Annotated in this window: 19 protein-coding genes; 13 read left to right on the top strand and 6 right to left on the bottom strand. The window is 66.7% G+C overall.

What is annotated here, in order from left to right; translation table 11 throughout:
- Window positions 1–3: 3 nt before the first annotated feature.
- The 6 genes from KBZ33_RS07735 to KBZ33_RS07710 are packed head-to-tail and all read left to right on the top strand — an operon-like array spanning window position 4 to window position 4,624.
- A complete protein-coding gene (locus KBZ33_RS07735) occupies window positions 4–819 on the top strand; it encodes an N-formylglutamate amidohydrolase (protein ID WP_255011621.1) in 816 nt (271 codons plus the stop codon).
- Between the two features lie 3 nt (window positions 820–822).
- Window positions 823–1,662, top strand: coding sequence for a transglutaminase family protein (locus KBZ33_RS07730; protein WP_254951956.1), 840 nt, complete (start codon window positions 823–825; stop codon window positions 1,660–1,662).
- The gene (locus KBZ33_RS07725; protein WP_254951954.1) at window positions 1,659–2,387 is read left to right on the top strand and encodes a peptidase; all 729 of its coding nucleotides are present in this window, start codon (window positions 1,659–1,661) and stop codon (window positions 2,385–2,387) included. The genes KBZ33_RS07730 and KBZ33_RS07725 overlap by 4 nt, the downstream gene beginning before the upstream one ends.
- A 26-nt stretch (window positions 2,388–2,413) precedes the next feature.
- Window positions 2,414–3,028, top strand: coding sequence for a triacylglycerol lipase (locus KBZ33_RS07720; protein ID WP_254951952.1), 615 nt, complete (start codon window positions 2,414–2,416; stop codon window positions 3,026–3,028).
- A gap of 19 nt (window positions 3,029–3,047) precedes the next feature.
- Window positions 3,048–4,139 carry a glycosyltransferase family 2 protein gene (locus KBZ33_RS07715; protein ID WP_254951950.1) on the top strand — a complete coding sequence of 364 codons (1,092 nt, stop codon included), beginning with the start codon at window positions 3,048–3,050 and terminating at the stop codon, window positions 4,137–4,139.
- Complete coding sequence (locus KBZ33_RS07710; protein WP_254951948.1) at window positions 4,109–4,624, top strand: hypothetical protein; 516 nt, start codon at window positions 4,109–4,111, stop codon at window positions 4,622–4,624. The genes KBZ33_RS07715 and KBZ33_RS07710 overlap by 31 nt, the downstream gene beginning before the upstream one ends.
- Before the next feature lie 16 nt (window positions 4,625–4,640).
- Here the strand turns inward: KBZ33_RS07710 and KBZ33_RS07705 are convergent, their stop codons facing one another.
- A complete protein-coding gene (locus KBZ33_RS07705) occupies window positions 4,641–6,842 on the bottom strand; it encodes a glycoside hydrolase family 3 C-terminal domain-containing protein (RefSeq protein ID WP_254951946.1) in 2,202 nt (733 codons plus the stop codon).
- A 339-nt stretch (window positions 6,843–7,181) separates the two neighbouring features.
- Here KBZ33_RS07705 and KBZ33_RS21800 point away from each other — a divergent pair, with 339 nt between their 5' ends.
- The 4 genes from KBZ33_RS21800 to KBZ33_RS07685 all read left to right on the top strand — a co-directional run bounded on the left by KBZ33_RS21800 (window position 7,182) and on the right by KBZ33_RS07685 (window position 11,346).
- Entirely contained in the window at window positions 7,182–7,484 is a 303-nt protein-coding gene (locus KBZ33_RS21800) for a high light inducible protein (protein ID WP_396108160.1), read from the top strand.
- 97 nt (window positions 7,485–7,581) lie between these two features.
- Window positions 7,582–9,684 carry a copper-translocating P-type ATPase gene (locus tag KBZ33_RS07695; protein WP_254951944.1) on the top strand — a complete coding sequence of 701 codons (2,103 nt, stop codon included), beginning with the start codon at window positions 7,582–7,584 and terminating at the stop codon, window positions 9,682–9,684.
- Window positions 9,681–10,124: a cupredoxin domain-containing protein gene (locus KBZ33_RS07690; protein ID WP_254951943.1), complete on the top strand. Its 444-nt coding sequence runs from the start codon at window positions 9,681–9,683 to the stop codon at window positions 10,122–10,124. The genes KBZ33_RS07695 and KBZ33_RS07690 overlap by 4 nt, the downstream gene beginning before the upstream one ends.
- Window positions 10,125–10,551: 427 nt before the next feature.
- Window positions 10,552–11,346, top strand: a complete 795-nt coding sequence (locus KBZ33_RS07685; protein ID WP_254951941.1) for a hypothetical protein — start codon at window positions 10,552–10,554, stop codon at window positions 11,344–11,346.
- A gap of 10 nt (window positions 11,347–11,356) precedes the next feature.
- Here KBZ33_RS07685 and KBZ33_RS07680 read toward each other — a convergent pair whose 3' ends face one another.
- Genes KBZ33_RS07680 through KBZ33_RS07670 form a run of 3 tightly spaced genes read right to left on the bottom strand, consistent with a single transcriptional unit; the run spans window position 11,357 to window position 14,275 of the window.
- Window positions 11,357–11,899 carry a hypothetical protein gene (locus tag KBZ33_RS07680; protein WP_255011619.1) on the bottom strand — a complete coding sequence of 181 codons (543 nt, stop codon included), beginning with the start codon at window positions 11,897–11,899 and terminating at the stop codon, window positions 11,357–11,359.
- A gap of 55 nt (window positions 11,900–11,954) precedes the next feature.
- Window positions 11,955–12,623, bottom strand: a complete 669-nt coding sequence (locus tag KBZ33_RS07675; protein ID WP_254951937.1) for a DoxX family protein — start codon at window positions 12,621–12,623, stop codon at window positions 11,955–11,957.
- 32 nt (window positions 12,624–12,655) lie between these two features.
- Window positions 12,656–14,275 carry an FAD-binding domain-containing protein gene (locus KBZ33_RS07670; RefSeq protein WP_254951935.1) on the bottom strand — a complete coding sequence of 540 codons (1,620 nt, stop codon included), beginning with the start codon at window positions 14,273–14,275 and terminating at the stop codon, window positions 12,656–12,658.
- Window positions 14,276–14,624: 349 nt separating this feature from the next.
- Here KBZ33_RS07670 and KBZ33_RS07665 point away from each other — a divergent pair, with 349 nt between their 5' ends.
- The 3 genes from KBZ33_RS07665 (at window position 14,625) to KBZ33_RS07655 (ending at window position 15,948) form a co-directional block, all read left to right on the top strand.
- On the top strand, window positions 14,625–14,885 hold the full coding sequence (locus KBZ33_RS07665) for a hypothetical protein (protein ID WP_254951934.1): 261 nt from the start codon (window positions 14,625–14,627) through the stop codon (window positions 14,883–14,885).
- Between the two features lie 63 nt (window positions 14,886–14,948).
- Complete coding sequence (locus tag KBZ33_RS07660; protein ID WP_254951932.1) at window positions 14,949–15,092, top strand: chlorophyll a/b-binding protein; 144 nt, start codon at window positions 14,949–14,951, stop codon at window positions 15,090–15,092.
- Between the two features lie 82 nt (window positions 15,093–15,174).
- The gene (locus KBZ33_RS07655) at window positions 15,175–15,948 is read left to right on the top strand and encodes a hypothetical protein (RefSeq protein ID WP_254951930.1); all 774 of its coding nucleotides are present in this window, start codon (window positions 15,175–15,177) and stop codon (window positions 15,946–15,948) included.
- 10 nt (window positions 15,949–15,958) lie between these two features.
- Here the strand turns inward: KBZ33_RS07655 and KBZ33_RS07650 are convergent, their stop codons facing one another.
- Both KBZ33_RS07650 and KBZ33_RS07645 read right to left on the bottom strand, forming a co-directional pair.
- Window positions 15,959–16,171 carry a hypothetical protein gene (locus tag KBZ33_RS07650; protein WP_254951928.1) on the bottom strand — a complete coding sequence of 71 codons (213 nt, stop codon included), beginning with the start codon at window positions 16,169–16,171 and terminating at the stop codon, window positions 15,959–15,961.
- Between the two features lie 71 nt (window positions 16,172–16,242).
- Window positions 16,243–16,836, bottom strand: a complete 594-nt coding sequence (locus tag KBZ33_RS07645) for a pyridoxamine 5'-phosphate oxidase (RefSeq protein WP_254951926.1) — start codon at window positions 16,834–16,836, stop codon at window positions 16,243–16,245.
- Window positions 16,837–16,842 lie beyond the last annotated feature (6 nt).

Below are 16,842 nucleotides of genomic sequence, written 5' to 3'. Positions count from 1 at the left end.
ATCATGGAGTCACCGGTGCAACCAGAACCCCTCCTGGGGGCCGCTGATCCGGCCGTCTTCCGGATTGTCAGCCCCGCCGGTGGCTCGGCCGTGCTGCTCACGGCCGACCACGCTGGCCGCGCCATCCCCCGTCGTCTGGTCGGCCTTGGTCTGGATGAGCGGCTGCTTGACACCCACGTGGCCTGGGATCTGGGCGTGGCCGGGCTGGCCTCGCGGCTTTCGAAGCGGCTCGATGCCTTCCTGATCCTGCACAACTACTCAAGGCTGGTGGTTGATGCCAACCGGCCGCCGCAGGCACCGGATTCGATCATCAGCCACAGCGAGGCTGTCGCTATCACCGCCAACGCCAACCTTTCCCCCGCCGAGCGGCAGCAGCGGCTCGACGCGCTCTTCCACCCCTACCACCACCGCATCGCCACCGAACTGGAGGCCCGGCGGAGGCGCGGCCAGCCCAGCGTGCTGGTGACGCTGCACAGTTTCACACCGGTGCTCGGCACTCAGCAGCGACCCTGGCATGTGGGCGTGCTGTACGGGCGCGATGAGCGCCTGGCCCGGCGGATCCACCAGGAGCTGGAACGTGAACAGGGTCTGCAGGTGGGAGACAACGAGCCCTATGCGGTCAGCGACGCGAGCGACCACACGCTGGTGGTGCACGGTGAGCGGCGCCAGATTCCCCACGTGGAGCTGGAGATTCGCCAGGACCTGCTGGCCACCGAGGCCGGCCAGAAGGAGTGGGCGGAGCGCCTCGCCGAGGTGCTGGAGGTCGCCCTGGCGGAGGGATTTCCGCCGCTTCAGGCTTGCCCACGCTCTTTAGGGTGATGCATGGACACATTGCAACAGGCCACGCCGCTGCCGAACCAACCCCTTGAAATACGGGTGGGATTTGACGTGGCCCTGCGCTTAACGGCGGCGACTCCGATGATCGTCACCCTGGGCGTGCATTCCAGTCGCTCCGCCGATCTGCTGGAGGCCGACCGGCTCCAGGTGGAGCCGGAAGTTCCGCTGCGCTTGTACGTGGATTCCTACGGCAACCGTTGCCACCGACTGGTGGCACCGGCCGGCGTGCTGCGACTGCGGGGCAGCGGTCTGGTGGCTGATTCCGGCCAGCCCGATCCCGTTCTGCCATGGCTTGTGCAGCAGCCGGTGGAGGAGCTGCCGGAAGAAGCGCTGCTGTTCCTTCTGGCCAGCCGCTTCTGCGAATCGGACCTGCTCTCGCCCATGGCCTGGTCGCGCTTCGAGGGGATTCCCGGCGGCTGGGGCCGGGTGCAGGCGATCTGCGATTTCGTGCACCAGCACGTGCGCTTCGGCTACGGCCGTTCGAGCCCGACAAAGACGGCGTTGCAGACCCTCGAAAGCCGGGAAGGGGTGTGCCGGGACTTCGCCCATCTGGCGATCGCCCTGTGCCGCTGCATGAACATCCCGGCGCGATACTGCACGGGTTATCTGAGCGACATCAAGGTGCCGCCGCCCCATACGGCCATGGACTTCCATGCCTGGTTCGAGGCCTATCTCGGCGATGGCTGGCATGTGTTCGACCCGCGCAACAACACGCCCCGGATCGGCCGGATCCTGATCGCCCGAGGCCGGGATGCGGCGGATGTGGCCCTCACCACCACCTTCGGCCCGTCGGAGCTGGAGTCGTTTCAGGTGTGGACGGCATGACCTATTGCGTGGCCGTGCTGCTGGAGGGGGGGATGGTCTTCGCCTCTGATTCACGCACCAATGCGGGTCTGGACGATTTCGCCAGTTTCTGCAAGATGACGGTGTTTGAGCGCAAGGGCGATCGGGTGCTCGTGCTGCTCAGCTCCGGCAGCCTGGCCGGCACCCAGGCGGTCATCGGCCTGCTGCGCCAGCGGGCCGAAGCCGGCGATGGGGAGCCCACTGTCTGGACGGCGCAGACCATGTTTGAGGTGATGGGCCTGGTGTCGGATGCGGTGCGGGCGATCGAGGAGCGGGATGGCCCCTACCTCAAGGCGTCCGGCTCCAGTTTCAATGCGTCCTTCCTGGTGGGTGGGCAGATCAAGGGGGAAGCGCCCAGGCTGTTCCGCATGTATGCCGAGGGGAATTTCATCGAAGCCGGCGAGGACACGCCGTTTCTGCAGACGGGTGAGGCCAAATACGGCAAGCCCATCATCGACCGTGTGATCCATTCCGAGACCACCCTGGCGGAAGCGGCCAAGTGTGTGCTGGTGTCGTTCGACTCCACCATGCGCAGCAACCTGTCGGTGGGGATGCCGATCGACCTGCTCCTCTACGAGCGGGATCGCCTCGAGATCACCCAGCGGCTCCGATTCAGTGAGGGTGATGCCTATTTCAAGGACCTCAGCAGGGAGTGGAGCGTGGGCGTGCGGCAGGTGTTCCGGGAGTTGCCGGAGCTGGTCTGGTAGGTGACATCCAGCGCCACGGGCCATCGATGACCCTTCAGGATCGGCCCCATCCCTTCCCACCGCTGGTGTTGATTCACGGGATGCTGGACACCCCTTCTGTGTTTGAGCCGCTCAAGCGCCAGCTGGCAGGGCGCCGCTACCCCCTGTTGATCCCCCGCCTGCCGCATCGGTTCGGGCTGACGCCGATCGCGTTGCAGGCTGCCCTGCTCGGCACCCACATCGACGCGTCCTTTGGCCAGGAGCAGCCCATCGATCTGCTGGGTTTTTCGATGGGAGGGGTGATTGCCCGCACCTGGATCCAGCGGCTGGGCGGCTACCGGCGCACCCGACGCTTCATCAGCGTGGGCAGTCCCCAGCAGGGCACCCTCACGGCCGGGCCCTGGCCCCGCTGGCCCCTGGCTGGCATTGCCGACCTGAAAACGGGCAGCCCGCTGCTGGCGGAGCTCAACGCCCATCTCGCCACCCTCGTACCCGTGGATTGCTGCAGTTTTTACTGTGAGCCGGATCTGATGGTGATGCCGGCCTGGCGGGCCCTATTGCCGATCGGGCCAGGGAAAAACCTGCCTGTGCGCTATCACCATCAGCTCCTGACCCACCCGGCGGCCCTGGAGGCTTTGGTGGACGAGCTGTTGCGTCCTTAGCTTGAAAGCATTAGCAGCCGTGCCGACCGTGGATCTGTTGGCCATCTCCCTGCTGGTGCGCTGGCTGCTTGGCTGGGCCCTGTGCCTGCGCATGCCGCGCCTGCCGCTCTCCAGGGTGCAGGGTCACCCGACGCTTTCGGTGCTGATTCCGGCCCGCAACGAGGAACATACCCTGCCGAAACTGCTCTCTGCCCTGCAGCTGCAGAGCCTCACCCCCTCGGAGGTGATCGTGATTGACGACCACTCCAGTGATCGCACCGCCGCCATCACCGCGGATGCAGGGGTCAGGGTGATGCAGCCGCCGCCCCTGGCGGAGGGCTGGTGCGGCAAGACCTGGGCCCTGCACCATGGCGTCCGCGCCAGCGAAGGGGAGCTTCTGGTCTTCCTTGACGCCGACACCGAGCCCCACCCGGAGTTCCTGCGACGTCTCGTGTCGGCCCAGCAGGAGCTGGGTGGTCTGGTGTCGGTGCAGCCCTTCCACCGCACCGAGAAGCCCTACGAGCAGCTCTCGGTGCTGTTCAACCTGGTGGGGCTGATGGCGGTGCCGATGGGGAAGGGGTGCGGCGTGGCCTTCGGTCCCGCCATGGTCACCAGCCGGGCCGATTACGACCACATCGGTGGCCATGCGGCGGTTGCCGGCAAGGTCGTAGAGGACTGGTTCCTGGGCCATCTTTACGAGCAGGCAGGCCTGCGGGTGAGCGCTTACATCGGCCAGGGGCTGCTCGATTACCGCATGTATCCCGGCGGCCTCCAGGACATGGTGGTGGGCTTCGCCAAGAACTTCGCCACCGCCGCCGGGGAGGTGCGCTGGCTCTGGATGCTCGGGGTGGTTCTCTGGATCTCCGGTCTGTTCTGGTCGGCCTGGTGCCTGCCGGCCTCCCTGCTGGGCTGGCCGATGCTGGGGGACGCTTCCGTGCTGTACAGCCTGCTCCTCTACGTCGCCTTTGCCGTGCAGCTGCTGGTGGTCACCCGCCGGATCGGCGACTTCGGTTGGATCTGCCTGATCTTTCCGATTCCCGTGCTGTTCTTTCTGGGGGTGTTCGTTCTGGCGATCCTGAATCTTGAGCGCGGAACAATCGAATGGAAAGGCAGACGATTTCCGACGCGCTAGCGGTCCTGGCTTGCGGCCTGGGTTGGCTGCTGTGGTCGTTGCTGATCGGCTGGCTGGCCCAGCGACTGCCCCAGTCGGCCCTGGCCCGCGACACCTGGCTCACCGGTCGGCGCCCCTGGCCGGAGAGTCAGGAGGGCTTTGAGCAACGGCTCGGCATTCACCGCTGGAAATCCCTGCTGCCCGACGCCGGTACGGCCTTCCCAGGCGGCGTGGCCAAAAACAGCCTGGTGGGCCGGGATCGCGCCATCCTGCAGCGCCTGCTGGAGGAGACACGCCGGGCCGAGCTGGTGCATTTGGCGCTCTGGCCCTTCTGGCTCGTGACCGCCCTCTGGGTACCGCCGGTGGGTGTGCTGATCAACCTCATCTTCGCGACCCTGTTCAACCTGCCCTTCATCTGGCTGCAGCGGTACAACCACCTGCGGGTCAAGGGCACGCTGCAGCGTCTGGACAGCCGCGCCACGATCTCCCCATCCCCGGCCCCCTGATTCCCCAGCGGATCCTTCAGGGGCCCACCACCCCGGCCTCGAGGGTTAGGTCCACGCCGATCCCTTCGTCCTCGGCATGGCGTGCGACCAGCAGCCGGTGGCGACCAGCTTCGAGCACGAAGGCGTCGCGGGATGCATCAAACCAGGCGAGACGCCGCAGCGGAATCGGGATCGCCACCCGCTCGCTCTGGCCTGGCTCAAGGTTCAGCCGGCGGAAGCCCACCAGGGTGCGTCGCGGACGCTCCACGGCTCGGCCGGGAGGCTCGGCGTAGATCTGAACCACCTCCGCGGCGTCCATTGGCCCGGTGTTCGCCACCGTGACGCTGAGCTCCAGGGCCCCTTCGGCTCCTGATGGGGTGGGGAGCCACTGGGCCACCGGATCACTGTGGCTGAAGTGGCTGTAAGACAAGCCGAAGCCGAACGGGAAGGCCGGCGGCTGGCCGAGGCGTGCCAGCCGCCGGTAGCCGTGCCACAGGTCGTAGGTGATCTGCCGGGCCCGGGGATCGAACGGCGGCAGATGGCTGGGATCGGTGGGCACGGCGTAGGGCATCCGCCCCGAGGGTGACACCCGTCCAAGGAGGACGTCGGCGAGGGCTTCCCCGCCCTGCTGGCCGGGGTACCAGAGCAGCAGCAGGGCCGGTACCCGCCGGCGCCAGGCTTCGCAGAGAATCGCTCCGCCCCCCATCAGCACCACCACCGTGCGGGGGTTGGCGGCGGCGACGGCCAGGATCAGAGCCTCCTGCTCAGCAGGAAGCTGGAGCATGGTGCGATCACCCGAGGCGAAGGCGCCGCCGACACGGGCCGAACCCAGGCGTGTCACCTGGGCGACCGCGGCCGTCAGACGCGACCACAACGGCAGCAAGCGGCGGCGGCCCACCAGGCGCAGCAGTCCAGCGGGAGGGGGGGCCTGGCTCAGGATCGGAGCGAGGTCGCCGGGGTGGATGTGCTCGCCCTCGTGGCGCCAGTCCAGACCCACCACCACCAGCGCCGCATCGCTGCGGGCCGCCAGAGCCGAGGCCATGGCCAGATCGCTGCCATCGGCGTGATGCAGCTTGATCTCCGGCGCCGCCGCCCGCAGGCCGGCCAGGGGCGTCACCACCGACCCCGGCGTGGGCCGGGTGTCGGAGGAGCCCCGGTCCCCCAGGTTGGCGGTGTCGGCCAGGGGACCGATCACCGCCAGGGAGCCGATCCCGCTGAGGGGCAGCACGGGGCCGACATTTCGGAGCAGCACGATCGAGCTGGTGGCCGCTTGCCGCGCCAGGTCACGGTGGTCGCGGCAGCCCCGCAGGCTCACGGGATAGGTGCCCCCGGGCACCGTTCCCTGGGCCAGCAGCAGCCGCAGCACGGCGTCATCGATCCGCGCCATCGGCACCCGTCCAGCGGCCACCGCCGCCGGAAGCGTGGCTTGGAAGATCATCCGAAACGGCATCTCCAGGTCCTGGCCGGCCGCGATGGCGGCCTCTCCATCGCGGATTCCGAAGATGAAGTCGGTGAGCACGAAGCCGCGAAAGCCCCAGCGCCCCTTGAGGATGTCCTGGAGCAGATGGGGATGCTGGCCGCACCAGGCCCCGTTGACACTGTTGTAGGCGCTCATCACCGCCAGGGCCCCGGCCTCGATGCAGTCCCGGAACTGGGGCAGGTAGAGCTCCTGCAAGACCCGTTCGCTGGCCCTTACATCAACGCGGAAGCGGGCGCTGTCGATCGAGTTGAGGGCGAAATGCTTGATGCAGGCGATGGCATGGCGCTGCACGCCGCGGCTGGCGGCGGCCCCCATGGCGCCCACATGCAGCGGGTCCTCGCCGTAGGTCTCCTGGGCCCGGCCCCAGCCGGGGTGGCGCAGCAGGTTGACGCAGATGCTGCCGAACAGATTGGCGCCGAAGGATCGGGCCTCCTTGGCCATGGCCACGCCGATCCTTTCCTCCAGATCAATGTCCCAGCTGGCACCGCGTCCGATGGGCGCCGGGAAGGTGGTGGCGCCGCCTTCAAGCACCACCCCGCGCGGGCCATCGACGAAGTGCAACCCGCCGATGCCCAGGCGGCTCACCACCCCGGCTGGCCAGGGGCGGCGGTGGGAGGCATCGTGCAGGGCGATCTCCGCCAAGCCCCCCCAGAACGGGGTGTCACCGTCGAGCAGGCCGAGTTTTTCGCCCAGGCTGAGCCGATCCCGCAGGGTCCGGGCCTGCGCCTCCAGGAGATTCCAGTCGTGAGAGGTAGGCACAAATGCAGCCTAGGTGGGGCGTCTCGCAGCGCCTTTCCCCTCACCTTATGTGGATCGCCGCACACCCCTGGAGGCATACGGGTTTCACCCTGAGCGGCTCCCGTGCGCTGCGTTCCGCTGATCTGAAGGATGGGTCATCCGATAGAAGTCCAGATCAATCTGCTGCGATTGATTTGTTGTTGGATTCTCTCCTTAGGCTGTGGGCAGGAAGAAGGCCTCTGAACATCACAGTTCGGCTACGGACTCGAGATCGCTGACAACCTGCCGGGGTCCCCAATGAACGGGATGTCGTGGTGGATGCCATCAAGCATTTGACCTTCCCAGCATTCAACAGTTTCAATGCAAGCCATCATTATGAAAACTCCTGTAAAGACTCAAAAAAAGCTCCATGTCACCCATTTCGCCGAATCGGAAGGCGGCATGTGGGGCACCGATGGATCCAAGCTTCTTGACCCAAAAGTCATCGAGGCGCGTATGTCTATGGCCAGTCCTGGCAGCGACAGCGGCTGGGGCTTCCACCACCGCGCCGAGTTGCTGAACGGCCGTTTGGCGATGCTCGGCATCGGTCTCGCGCTGGAGGCCCTCACCGGTTCGGGGATCCTGCAGCAGATGGGCCTGGGGGCCCTGCTGGCCCAAGGCTGAGCCGGCGACGAGGCCGGACGGTCAGCCAGGGCTTGACTCTCCAGTGGAGGGGAGCCCATAGGGTGAACCTTCTGGCTTCGGCCCTGGCCAGTCCCTGATGAGCAACGCCACCATGGGCTCTCCCTGCTGTCACGCCGAACCGGTCGCCAGCGCCACGGCGGGGATGGAGCGGGAGCTGGCCCATGAGCTCACCCTGCTGCGTCGCAAGCTGTCGGTGTCGGTGGTGCTGACCCTGCTGGTGATGGTGGCCACCCTGCCCCACATGCTCGGCATCCACATCGGCTGGCTGCCGTGCTGGTTCACCAGCCCCTGGACCCAGCTGGTGCTGAGTTCCCCGGTGCTCTTCTGGTGCGGCCGTGAGTTTTTCACGGGGGCCTGGTCGGCCCTGCGCCGCCACAGCGCCGACATGAACACCCTGGTGGCCGCCGGCACCGGGATCGCCTGGCTGGCCTCGCTGGTGGCCACGCTGTTTCCGGGCCTCCTCACCGCCGAGGGCTTGCCGGCAAACGTCTATTACGAAACCGCCGCGGTGATCCTCACCCTGGTGCTGCTGGGCCGGCTGCTGGAAGCCCGGGCCCGGGGCCAGACCTCTGAAGCGATCCGCCGCTTGCTGCAGCTCCAGCCCGCCACGGCACGGGTGTTGCGTGATGGGATCGCCAGCGAAATTCCCGTGGCGAAGGTGGTGGCGGGTGATCTCGTGCAGGTGCGTCCCGGGGAGAAGCTGCCCCTTGATGGGGTGGTGGTGGAGGGCAGCTCCTGGGTGGAGGAGTCGATGCTCACCGGCGAGCCGACGCCGGTGGCCAAGGGTCCCGGGGATGGGGTGATCGGCGCTTCAATGAATCGCAGCGGCAGTTTCACGTTCCGCGTCACCCGGGTGGGCGCCGACACCATGCTGGCCCGCATTGTGGAGCTGGTGCGCCAGGCCCAGAGCTCCCACACCCAGGTGCAGCGCCTGGCGGATCAGGTGGTGGGTTGGTTCGTGCCGGTGGTCATCGCCATCGCCATCGCCACCTTCGTGCTGTGGTTTCTGGTCAGCGGCAACGTTGTCCTCGCGACGCTGTTCCTGGTCAGCGTGCTGGTGATCGCCTGCCCCTGCGCCCTGGGCCTGGCCACCCCCACGGCGATCATGGTGGCCTCCGGCAAAGGGGCTGAGAACGGACTGATCTTTCGCAGTGCCGAAGCGCTGGAAACAGCCGGCGGGCTGCGCACCATCGTGCTCGACAAGACCGGCACCCTCACCGCAGGCCAGCCCGAGGTGACTGATTTCGAACGCCTCCAGGGGGGGCAGATGCCGGTCCAGACGCTCCTGGCTCTGGTAACCGCGGTGGAGTCGCGCTCGGAACATCCCCTGGCCGAAGCCATCGTGGCCTATGCCACGGACCGCCGGGGTGATGAAGAGCCTCCGGATGTGGAGGCTTTTGAGGCCGTGACCGGACTTGGCGTCCTGGCCACCGTGGCTGGCAAGGAGGTTCGGGTGGGCAGCCCCCGCTGGCTGGAAGCCTCGGGCCTGGACACCGCCCCCCTTGATCCGGTGGTGGCGCGCCTCGAGCGGGCCGCCCGCAGCGTGGCCGCCGTGGCGGTGGACGGGCGGATCGAGGCCTGCTTCGGCATCGCCGACCCGATCAAGCCGGAAGCCCGTGCCGCCGTGGCCGCCCTGCGCAAGCTTGGACTGGAGGTGGTGCTGCTCAGCGGCGATGCCCGCCGCACCAGTGAGGTGGTAGCCGCCGATGTCGGCATCGTGCGGGTCATCGCCGAGGTGCTTCCCGGCGACAAGGCAGCGGTGGTGCAGCGGTTGCAGGAGCAGGGGCAGGGACCGGTGGCGATGGTGGGCGACGGCCTCAACGACGCTCCGGCCCTGGCCCGGGCGGAGGTGGGCATCGCCATGGGCACGGGCACCGATGTGGCGATCGCCGCCAGCGACATCACCGTGCTCTCAGGCCATCTGGGTGGTGTAACAGCGGCGATCGAACTCAGCCGCCGCACCATGGCCACCATTCGCCAGAACCTCTTCTTCGCCTTTGCTTACAACGTGGCGGGGATCCCGATCGCAGCCGGTCTGTTGTTCCCGTTCACGGGTTGGATGCTGAACCCGATGTTGGCGGGGGCCGCCATGGCCTTCAGCTCGGTGTCGGTGGTGACCAATGCCCTGCGGCTGCGCCGCTTCCGGCCCACCCATCGCCCGGCGGGGGCCTTGGCATGACACCCCTCTTTGTCGCAACGCCCCTCTTTGTCTCAACGCCCCAGTGGCGCACGATTCCCCAGCCGCTGCCCCTGCAGGTGCTGGTGGCGGCGATTGGGCTGGCCCTGATCGCCGCGGAGCTTTGGTGGTTTCTGGGCCGCCACGGTGGTGGCGTGGTGGCCAGCGAAGGGGAACAGGGGCTGCAGGAGATCACCATCACCGTGGATGGCGGCTACTCCCCGTCCCAGATCAGGGTGAAGGCCGGCCGGCCCGTGCTGCTCCGGTTTCACCGCACCGATCCCAGCGGCTGTGTGGCCCAGGTGATCTTTCCTGACTTTCAGCGCACCCTCGACCTGCCCCTTGGTGCCACCACCAGCATCGAGCTGCTGCCCACTCGACCGGGCCCCTACCCGTTCCACTGCGGCATGAACATGGTGCGCGGCAGCATTGAAGCTGAGTGAGGTGGCAGCCAGGCCGTTCAGGTCCTGGGAGACTTGTCGCGGCGCACGATCCAATCCGTTGACATTTCTTCTGTTTTGATGCTGCAGATTGCCAGTAAACTGTGAAGGAAAAGGCCTGTCTGGTATTCTTGATTCCAGTGATCAAGGCATGATGAAAAGTCTCTCCAACGGGTTGTTTAAGCACGCTCATTCTCGCCCTCTCGCGAGGTTCTTTGGTCGTTCGTCCATTCTGTTCGCCGTCCTGCCCATTGTTTCAATATCTTCTGAGGCACGCGCCCAGGGCAATCCCTGGGGTCCTCCTACGCAGCAGCAACAGCCGCAGATTTCTCCATGGGGCGGCGGTGGCGGATCCTTGTCCCCAGGCTACGGTCAGCCGAACGACAGATCCGTTTCTTTCCCCAGGCAGGGGGTGATCTGTGACAGCTCCGTGAGCGTCTGTTTCAATGCCACCGGTGCCGCCCTGGACGAAACAGAGCGGCAATTTGGTCGTCGTGCGCGCCGCAATCTGGAGAACAATCTGGTCAACAATCCCATTGTCGACGTCACCTTCGCCGATGGCCGCTATTGCAACTTCAACCTGCGCGGTTGCTGGACCAACAGCCAGCGCACCACCTTCGACCCACGGCTGAACCCCTGGGTGTTCGGCTCCAATCCCGCGGGTGTCAACCAGGCCGGCCAGGGCACGGTGATCGGCGGCTCCGGATCCACCTGGGGGCCGGGCAGCGGCCTCAATCCCGGCCAGCAACCCAACAACAGCTTCCGCCCCGCCTACACGCGCACCCGCCAGGGCGGGACCTGCAATTGGACGAACGGGGGTGTCTCCATCTACAACGGCACCTGCCGTTACGAGATTGTCCAGAACAATGTCAATGGTTCCAAGACCCTGGCCTTCACCTTCGACAGGTTGCCGGTGGCGAACCAGCTGCGCACGATCCGCTTCACGGCCCAGGGCAACAACCCCTGGAACATCCAGTTGCCGAACGGATCCACCGCCGCCCTTCAGTCCAACGTCAACGCCAACCAGTACAGCACTAACATCCAGTTGGTCTGGAGCAACGTGTTCAACCTGGGCTTCCGAAGCACCACCCAGGCGACCACCGCCCAGCTGAATCAAGCCCTGCAGCCGGTGGACGCCTACGGACAGGTGCTACAGGGAGGCGACTCTGAAGGGTTGGGGCAGGCCCTGGGTGGGTTGTTGCAGCAGTTGTTCGGCGGCCAGTGAGGGCCGTCAGTCAACCCGCCGCCACGGTGCCCACGCCATAGGAATCGTTACGGAAGAACTGGCGCAGGTTCACGCCCGCTTCGTGGGCCGCAACGCTGACCTGCAGCTTCTGATCGGCGTCAAGCCCATTCCAAAAGGCATGGAAGAGATCCAATGAGGCCTTGGCGCTGCCCAGCACGCCCATCACCACCATGGGGGCCGCCAGCCAGGGGAAGACCAACACCACCACCGAGAGCAGGGCACCCACGGCCACACCGGCTTTGGCAGATTCCAGGCTCGTGCTCAGAACCAGCCGCACCTGGGTGAGGCGATCAATTTCGCCCCGTTTGCGCAGGGCCTCGGTGCGCAGGGCGCTCAGCAGATCCTGATAGGTGGCGTAAAGCACCACCCCACCGACGGTGGACTCGGAGAAAAACTCTCCACCACTGACGGCACCACCGTTGTGGTTCAGATCCACCGAGGCCAGGCCGGCCAGGGGCGCGGCCTCCCAGCCGGCGCGGGGGATGCGGAAGGGGTCGTGCTCGCGGGTCATGGCCCTCAAGAAGACAGACATCCACCCTGCCATGGTTAAGCAGGAAGGTCTGAACCCAACGTCACTTCGGGTTGGCTCAGCCGACTTCCGGCAGCAGGTCATAGGCGGTTGGCGTGGCGCCAGTGCCTGAAGCCATCGGCTCGCTGGCGCTGGAATCGGCCAGCAGCCCTTCAACGATGCCGGCATCAAACGAGTAGCGGCCCGGACCGACAAGGAGCAGGGCAAGACTGCCGCCGAGATACAGCACCACCAGCTCAAGCACGTAGATGTTGAGACCGCTGGTGAGGATGTGGTGGTAGGCGGCCACTCCCATGGTGCCGGTAAGGGCCAGGGCCCCAAGGGGCGACAGCAGACCGAGGATCAGCAGCCAGCTGCCCAGGATTTCGGAGTAACCCGCCACCTGGGCGAGGAACAGGGGAAAGGGGAGGTGCAGGGGCACCACGTAGTTGGTTGCAAACGCCTGTGGATCGGCCAATTTGTCCTGGCCGTGGTGGATCATCATCGCGCCGATCGCCAGGCGCAGGATCAGCAGGCCTGTGTTGGCCAGGCGGCCTTCCCGCAGGACATAGGACGACAGGGCCTGGCGCAACCTTGACGCCATGGCGCTGTCTGCGGCAGCGGCGCTCTCTTCCACGTTGATGAACGCTGCAGCGCTGGCCGCCGGACGGTTGAGCGCCAGCATCCACAGCGCAATGAAGGCAGTGAAAAACCCCGCGAAGATCTCAAGCAGGAGGGTGGTGGTCATGTCGGCGGGAGAATTATGAAGATTCTGGCGCCTTAGGTAACGGAACGTGAAGCGCGGTCCGCCTCTGGCCCCGGTTCCAGGCCCAGGTCCAGGCCCAGGTCCAGGCCCAGGTCCAGGCAGAGCTGGCCGGCGGCGACGCGCCGCCGCCGGCGGCCACCGCCCTTGCCGGAGGGGGGCAGTCCCGAACGCCTGGATCCATGCCGCTCCTGGATGGCGTCGGCGGCAGCGCCGAAGCCGGGTTGGCGTCGCAGGCCCCAGAGCCGTTCCCGGGCCTCCCGGGCGGCGGCGGCCACATCCACGATCGGGGCGGGGTAGTCGCGGCCGATGCGGCAGCCGCTGGCCGCCTGGGTGGCCGCATCCATCCGCCAGGGCTCATGCCGCCAGACGGCTGGCACCGCCGCCAGTTCCGGCAGCCAGCGCCCCAGAAACAGGCCATCCGGATCGTGGTCGAGGCCCTGCTTGATCGGGTTGTAGATCCGGATCGTGTTGATCCCGGTGGTGCCGCTCTGCATCTGGCACTGGCTCCAGTGGATGCCGGGCTCGTAGTCCACGAACTGGCGGGCCAGGTGACGGCCGCTGTCGCGCCAGTCAATCCAGAGGTGATGGCTGGCGAAGGACAGCAGCATCGCCCGCATGCGGAAGTTGATCCAGCCGCTATCGCGCAGAGCGCGCATGCAGGCGTCCACGAACGGCACCCCGGTGCGCCCTTCGCTCCAGGCCGCCAGCCGTTCGGGATCGGTGCGGCGCAGTCCCCGGGTGGCGGGATGGAGCTCCCGGATCTCAATCGAGGGCTGGCGCTCCAGCTTCTGGATGAAGTGGCAGTGCCAGTGCAGACGCGAGATGAAAGCGTCCAGCGCCCGGAGCCAGCCGGCACTGGCGTTGGCTGGCAGCGCCGCCAGGGCCTGCCGGCGGGCGCGGGCCTCCTGCACCACCTCCCCCATCGAGAGAGTGCCCCAGGCCAGGTGGGGCGAGAGCCGCGAACAGGCCTCGAAGGCGGTCAGGGGACTGGAGAGGCGGCGGTGGTAGCCGCGTCCCCGTTGCCCCAGAAACCCCTCCAGCAGCTCCCGGCCGGCGAGGCGACCGCCCTGTTGTCGCTGGGGGCAGAGGTCCGCCGTCAGGCCCAGATCGCCGGCGCTGGGCACGGTGCGGTGGGCGATCCCGGCCAGGGGAACCAGGGCGGCGGGAGGGGCCAGCAGGGGTTCGGCCATGCGCTGCTCCCAGGCCCGCGCCCAGCCACGGCGATCGTTCAGCCCCCGGATAACGCCGAAGCTGGCACATTCTCGCCAGGGGATCCCCCGCTCCTGGGCCCAGGCGGCCACTTGGCGGTCCCGGTCGTAGGTCCAGAGGTTGCCGGTCTCCTGGTGGCTCCAGAGACACTCGATGCCATGGCGGCGATGGGCGGCCTCGAGCACGGCCACCACCTCACCCATACGAACCACCAGGGGTTGGCCCAGGCCGGCCAGGGCGTCGCGCAACTCCAGCAGTGCCTCCTGGCAGAAGCTCCACTGGCGGGCCGAGCTGTCAGGGCGCTGCCACAGCTCCGGCTCTGCCACAAACAACGGCAGCACCGGGCCCCGCTGGGCCGCCTCCACCAAGGGGCGGTGGTCGTGGATGCGCAGATCGCGCTTGAACCAGACCACCTGAAGCGCCATCGCCTCAGGTTAGGAATCCCTCTCAGCGCTTCGGCAGATCGCTGGGCCGCAGCACCACCACGACGACCCCCACCACCACCATCACGATCAGCACCGCCGCCCCGGCGAGGGGCAGCACCGTTTCCGTCTCCATCCGTTTCCCCGCCGACTGCGTCTACATCCTGCATCTGGACAGGGGAGACGGGCAAAAAAAAGACGGGTCAGCGAACCCGTCCCCGAAGAACGTCTTAAGAATTGTAAAGGCACGCCCCCCTTTGGACACGTGGTCGCTTCAGGCCGGCCCCGCGAGGCCCGCCGTCACGATGGCTCCGGCCGCGCGCCAGGATCTTTACGTTCCGTTACATCAGCCATGACGGTCGGCGAGCTCTATTTCGAATCCCTCTCTACCGGGATCATCACCCCCACCGAACTCTCCTGGCTCGCCCATGGCCAGGACCGCTTCTCCCGCCTGGAGGAAGCCACCGCCCTGAGGCTCGGTCGCCTGCTCGATCAGGGCGACATCCAGCTGGGCTGTCGTCTGGGGTCTGCCGGCACCCTTAGGCCCAAGACGTCCACCCCAGGCGTCCTGGAGGAATGGATCGAGCCACTGGGTCGCCAACGGCATCGCTGACGACAGTCACAACGCTTCACGATCGTTTACACTGTGTTCAAGTTTCGCAAACAAACTCCTTCCATGACCGACTCCGCCTCCCGCTTCGGCTTCGTCGCCTTCGCTGAAACCTGGAACGGCCGTCTCGCCATGCTCGGTTTCGTGATCGGCCTCGGCACCGAGATCCTCACCGGCCAAGGCATCCTCGCCCAAATCGGCCTCGGCTGATCAACCGAAAGGTTCGCCAGCTCCTGCCCGGATGGCTCTGCCATCCGGGCTTTGATGTCTGCAGCGTTCACCCCGATCCCCCATGGCGCACGCTCTTGTCTTCGTACTGGCCCCAGAAGGTGCCCTGCCCGGTGATGGCGTGGCCTGGGCCGATCTCCTGGCCGCCCAGCGCCTAGGCGTCGGCAGCGGCGTCGCCCTGCGCATGTTCCGCGCCGCCACGCCACCCGATCAAAACCTTGACGACCTGGTCGCCTCGGGTCAGGCCAACGTCAGTGGTGCCGACCCGTTTGAGCCCCTCCGCAGCGACCCCTGCCAGGACGACCCCTCCCCATCCGCTGAGGTTGGATCCGTCCGCAGGCTGATCTGTGACGCCTTGGTTCCCCATCTGGAACCCCGATCCCTCTGGCTCGGGGCCTACGAACTCCGCGGCCCCGAGTTGCAAGACACCGGCCATCCGGTTGAGCGCCTTGGCATCGAGACGATTCGGTGCCTCGATCAGTTCTCCCTGAGGGAGGCCGACAACGAAACCTGCTGGTTCTATCCCACCGAAAACGGTGACTATCTCTGCTGGGAGAACCAACGATCCCTTGGTCTTTCACCTGGATATCCAGCCGATCCCTGCATTCAGCAGGGCAAGATTCCCTACGAACGCAGTGATCTGAGGCTGCTTTGGTCCTTGATGGCCGATGACCAGGCCCTGACCTGTGTCGGGCTCACCTATCAGAGGCGAAGAATCGAATGGCCCGTGGTCGCTGCGGATCCGGAACCATTCGCCACCTGGACCTCCTTCCGGGTCGACAGCATGGCGGATGACAACTACCGTGAGATGTCCAGCATCACCGTCTTTCCCAGCTGAATCGAGCCCTTCAGCTGGCCTGTTCGTAGAGCTGCTCGAGCCGTTCGCGGCTGAGGTCCACATAGAGAACCTCTTCCCCCGGGGCGGGAGCTTCAGGATGGGATGCCCGCTTGGCCGGCATGGCGGAAGCGCTGCGCAGGTTCTGGGTCATCAGGGCAAAGGCACCGCCGGCGATCACCGCAAAACTGACCATATAAACAATGGGGAACAGGGCTTCCAGCATGGGTTACTCACGTTCAGTCGATTCTATTGTAAAGATCTGTTAAACGTGGCTGAAGCTCCGGACTCATGCCCTCATGGATTGAGCCATTCCTCCTGCCAGCCCGTGTCGGCTCGCCAGCTGCGCCGCCTGTGCGGGTGACCCAGCAGCTCCAGCAGCTCCACCCGCTGCAGCTGCACCCGCAGCAGTTCGAAATGTTCCGGCTTCGGCGTGCCGTCTTGGAGTTCACGCGGGAACGGCGCGTCTGGCTGCAGGGGTTCCCCCGGCGCCGGCCAGCCCCAGAGGGCGCGGCCCCTGGGGGTGAGGGCCTGCCAGTGGCGTTCCAGGGCCTGCCGTTCCTCGTCGCTTGAGAGCTGGAGCCGGTGGCCCCTGAGGCGAAACTGGCAGCGGGCCCTCGGGAGCACCCAGCAGAGTTCCAGTGGTGCCATCCCTTTCAGTTCGCCGCTTTTGGCGCTGCGGCGGTCGGTGAGCAGATCAAGGCCCGTCGCTCCAGACCAGCAGCGGAACACCAGGGTGCGCACCCGAGGTGTGCCGTCCTGGGCCAAGCTGGCCAGCTGCAGCCAGCGGGCCTGGGGGGAGCGTCCCTGTCGCTCCAGCGCCCCACGCAGCAGCGGGCGCCAGGGGGGAAGGGGCTCGTCCAGGGTTGGCGTAGGGATGGGAACCGGCATCGGGTG

The sequence above is a fragment of the Cyanobium sp. Cruz-8D1 genome, from assembly GCF_024345975.1.
Lineage (GTDB): Bacteria > Cyanobacteriota > Cyanobacteriia > PCC-6307 > Cyanobiaceae > Cyanobium.
The sequence above is the reverse complement of the archived record's forward strand: the minus strand, read 5'-3'. Positions and strand labels throughout refer to the sequence as shown.

Excerpts from the sequence above, each read along its gene's own strand:
- KBZ33_RS07735 (WP_255011621.1), top strand. The coding sequence starts at position 4 with ATGGAGTCACCGGTGCAACCAGAACCCCTCCTGGGGGCCGCTGATCCG.
- KBZ33_RS07730 (WP_254951956.1), top strand. The coding sequence starts at position 823 with ATGGACACATTGCAACAGGCCACGCCGCTGCCGAACCAACCCCTTGAA.
- KBZ33_RS07725 (WP_254951954.1), top strand. The coding sequence starts at position 1,659 with ATGACCTATTGCGTGGCCGTGCTGCTGGAGGGGGGGATGGTCTTCGCC.
- KBZ33_RS07720 (WP_254951952.1), top strand. The coding sequence starts at position 2,414 with ATGACCCTTCAGGATCGGCCCCATCCCTTCCCACCGCTGGTGTTGATT.
- KBZ33_RS07710 (WP_254951948.1), top strand. The coding sequence starts at position 4,109 with ATGGAAAGGCAGACGATTTCCGACGCGCTAGCGGTCCTGGCTTGCGGC.
- KBZ33_RS21800 (WP_396108160.1), top strand. The coding sequence starts at position 7,182 with ATGCAAGCCATCATTATGAAAACTCCTGTAAAGACTCAAAAAAAGCTC.
- KBZ33_RS07695 (WP_254951944.1), top strand. The coding sequence starts at position 7,582 with ATGAGCAACGCCACCATGGGCTCTCCCTGCTGTCACGCCGAACCGGTC.
- KBZ33_RS07690 (WP_254951943.1), top strand. The coding sequence starts at position 9,681 with ATGACACCCCTCTTTGTCGCAACGCCCCTCTTTGTCTCAACGCCCCAG.
- KBZ33_RS07680 (WP_255011619.1), bottom strand. The coding sequence starts at position 11,899 with ATGTCTGTCTTCTTGAGGGCCATGACCCGCGAGCACGACCCCTTCCGC.
- KBZ33_RS07675 (WP_254951937.1), bottom strand. The coding sequence starts at position 12,623 with ATGACCACCACCCTCCTGCTTGAGATCTTCGCGGGGTTTTTCACTGCC.
- KBZ33_RS07670 (WP_254951935.1), bottom strand. The coding sequence starts at position 14,275 with ATGGCGCTTCAGGTGGTCTGGTTCAAGCGCGATCTGCGCATCCACGAC.
- KBZ33_RS07665 (WP_254951934.1), top strand. The coding sequence starts at position 14,625 with ATGACGGTCGGCGAGCTCTATTTCGAATCCCTCTCTACCGGGATCATC.
- KBZ33_RS07660 (WP_254951932.1), top strand. The coding sequence starts at position 14,949 with ATGACCGACTCCGCCTCCCGCTTCGGCTTCGTCGCCTTCGCTGAAACC.
- KBZ33_RS07655 (WP_254951930.1), top strand. The coding sequence starts at position 15,175 with ATGGCGCACGCTCTTGTCTTCGTACTGGCCCCAGAAGGTGCCCTGCCC.
- KBZ33_RS07650 (WP_254951928.1), bottom strand. The coding sequence starts at position 16,171 with ATGCTGGAAGCCCTGTTCCCCATTGTTTATATGGTCAGTTTTGCGGTG.
- KBZ33_RS07645 (WP_254951926.1), bottom strand. The coding sequence starts at position 16,836 with ATGCCGGTTCCCATCCCTACGCCAACCCTGGACGAGCCCCTTCCCCCC.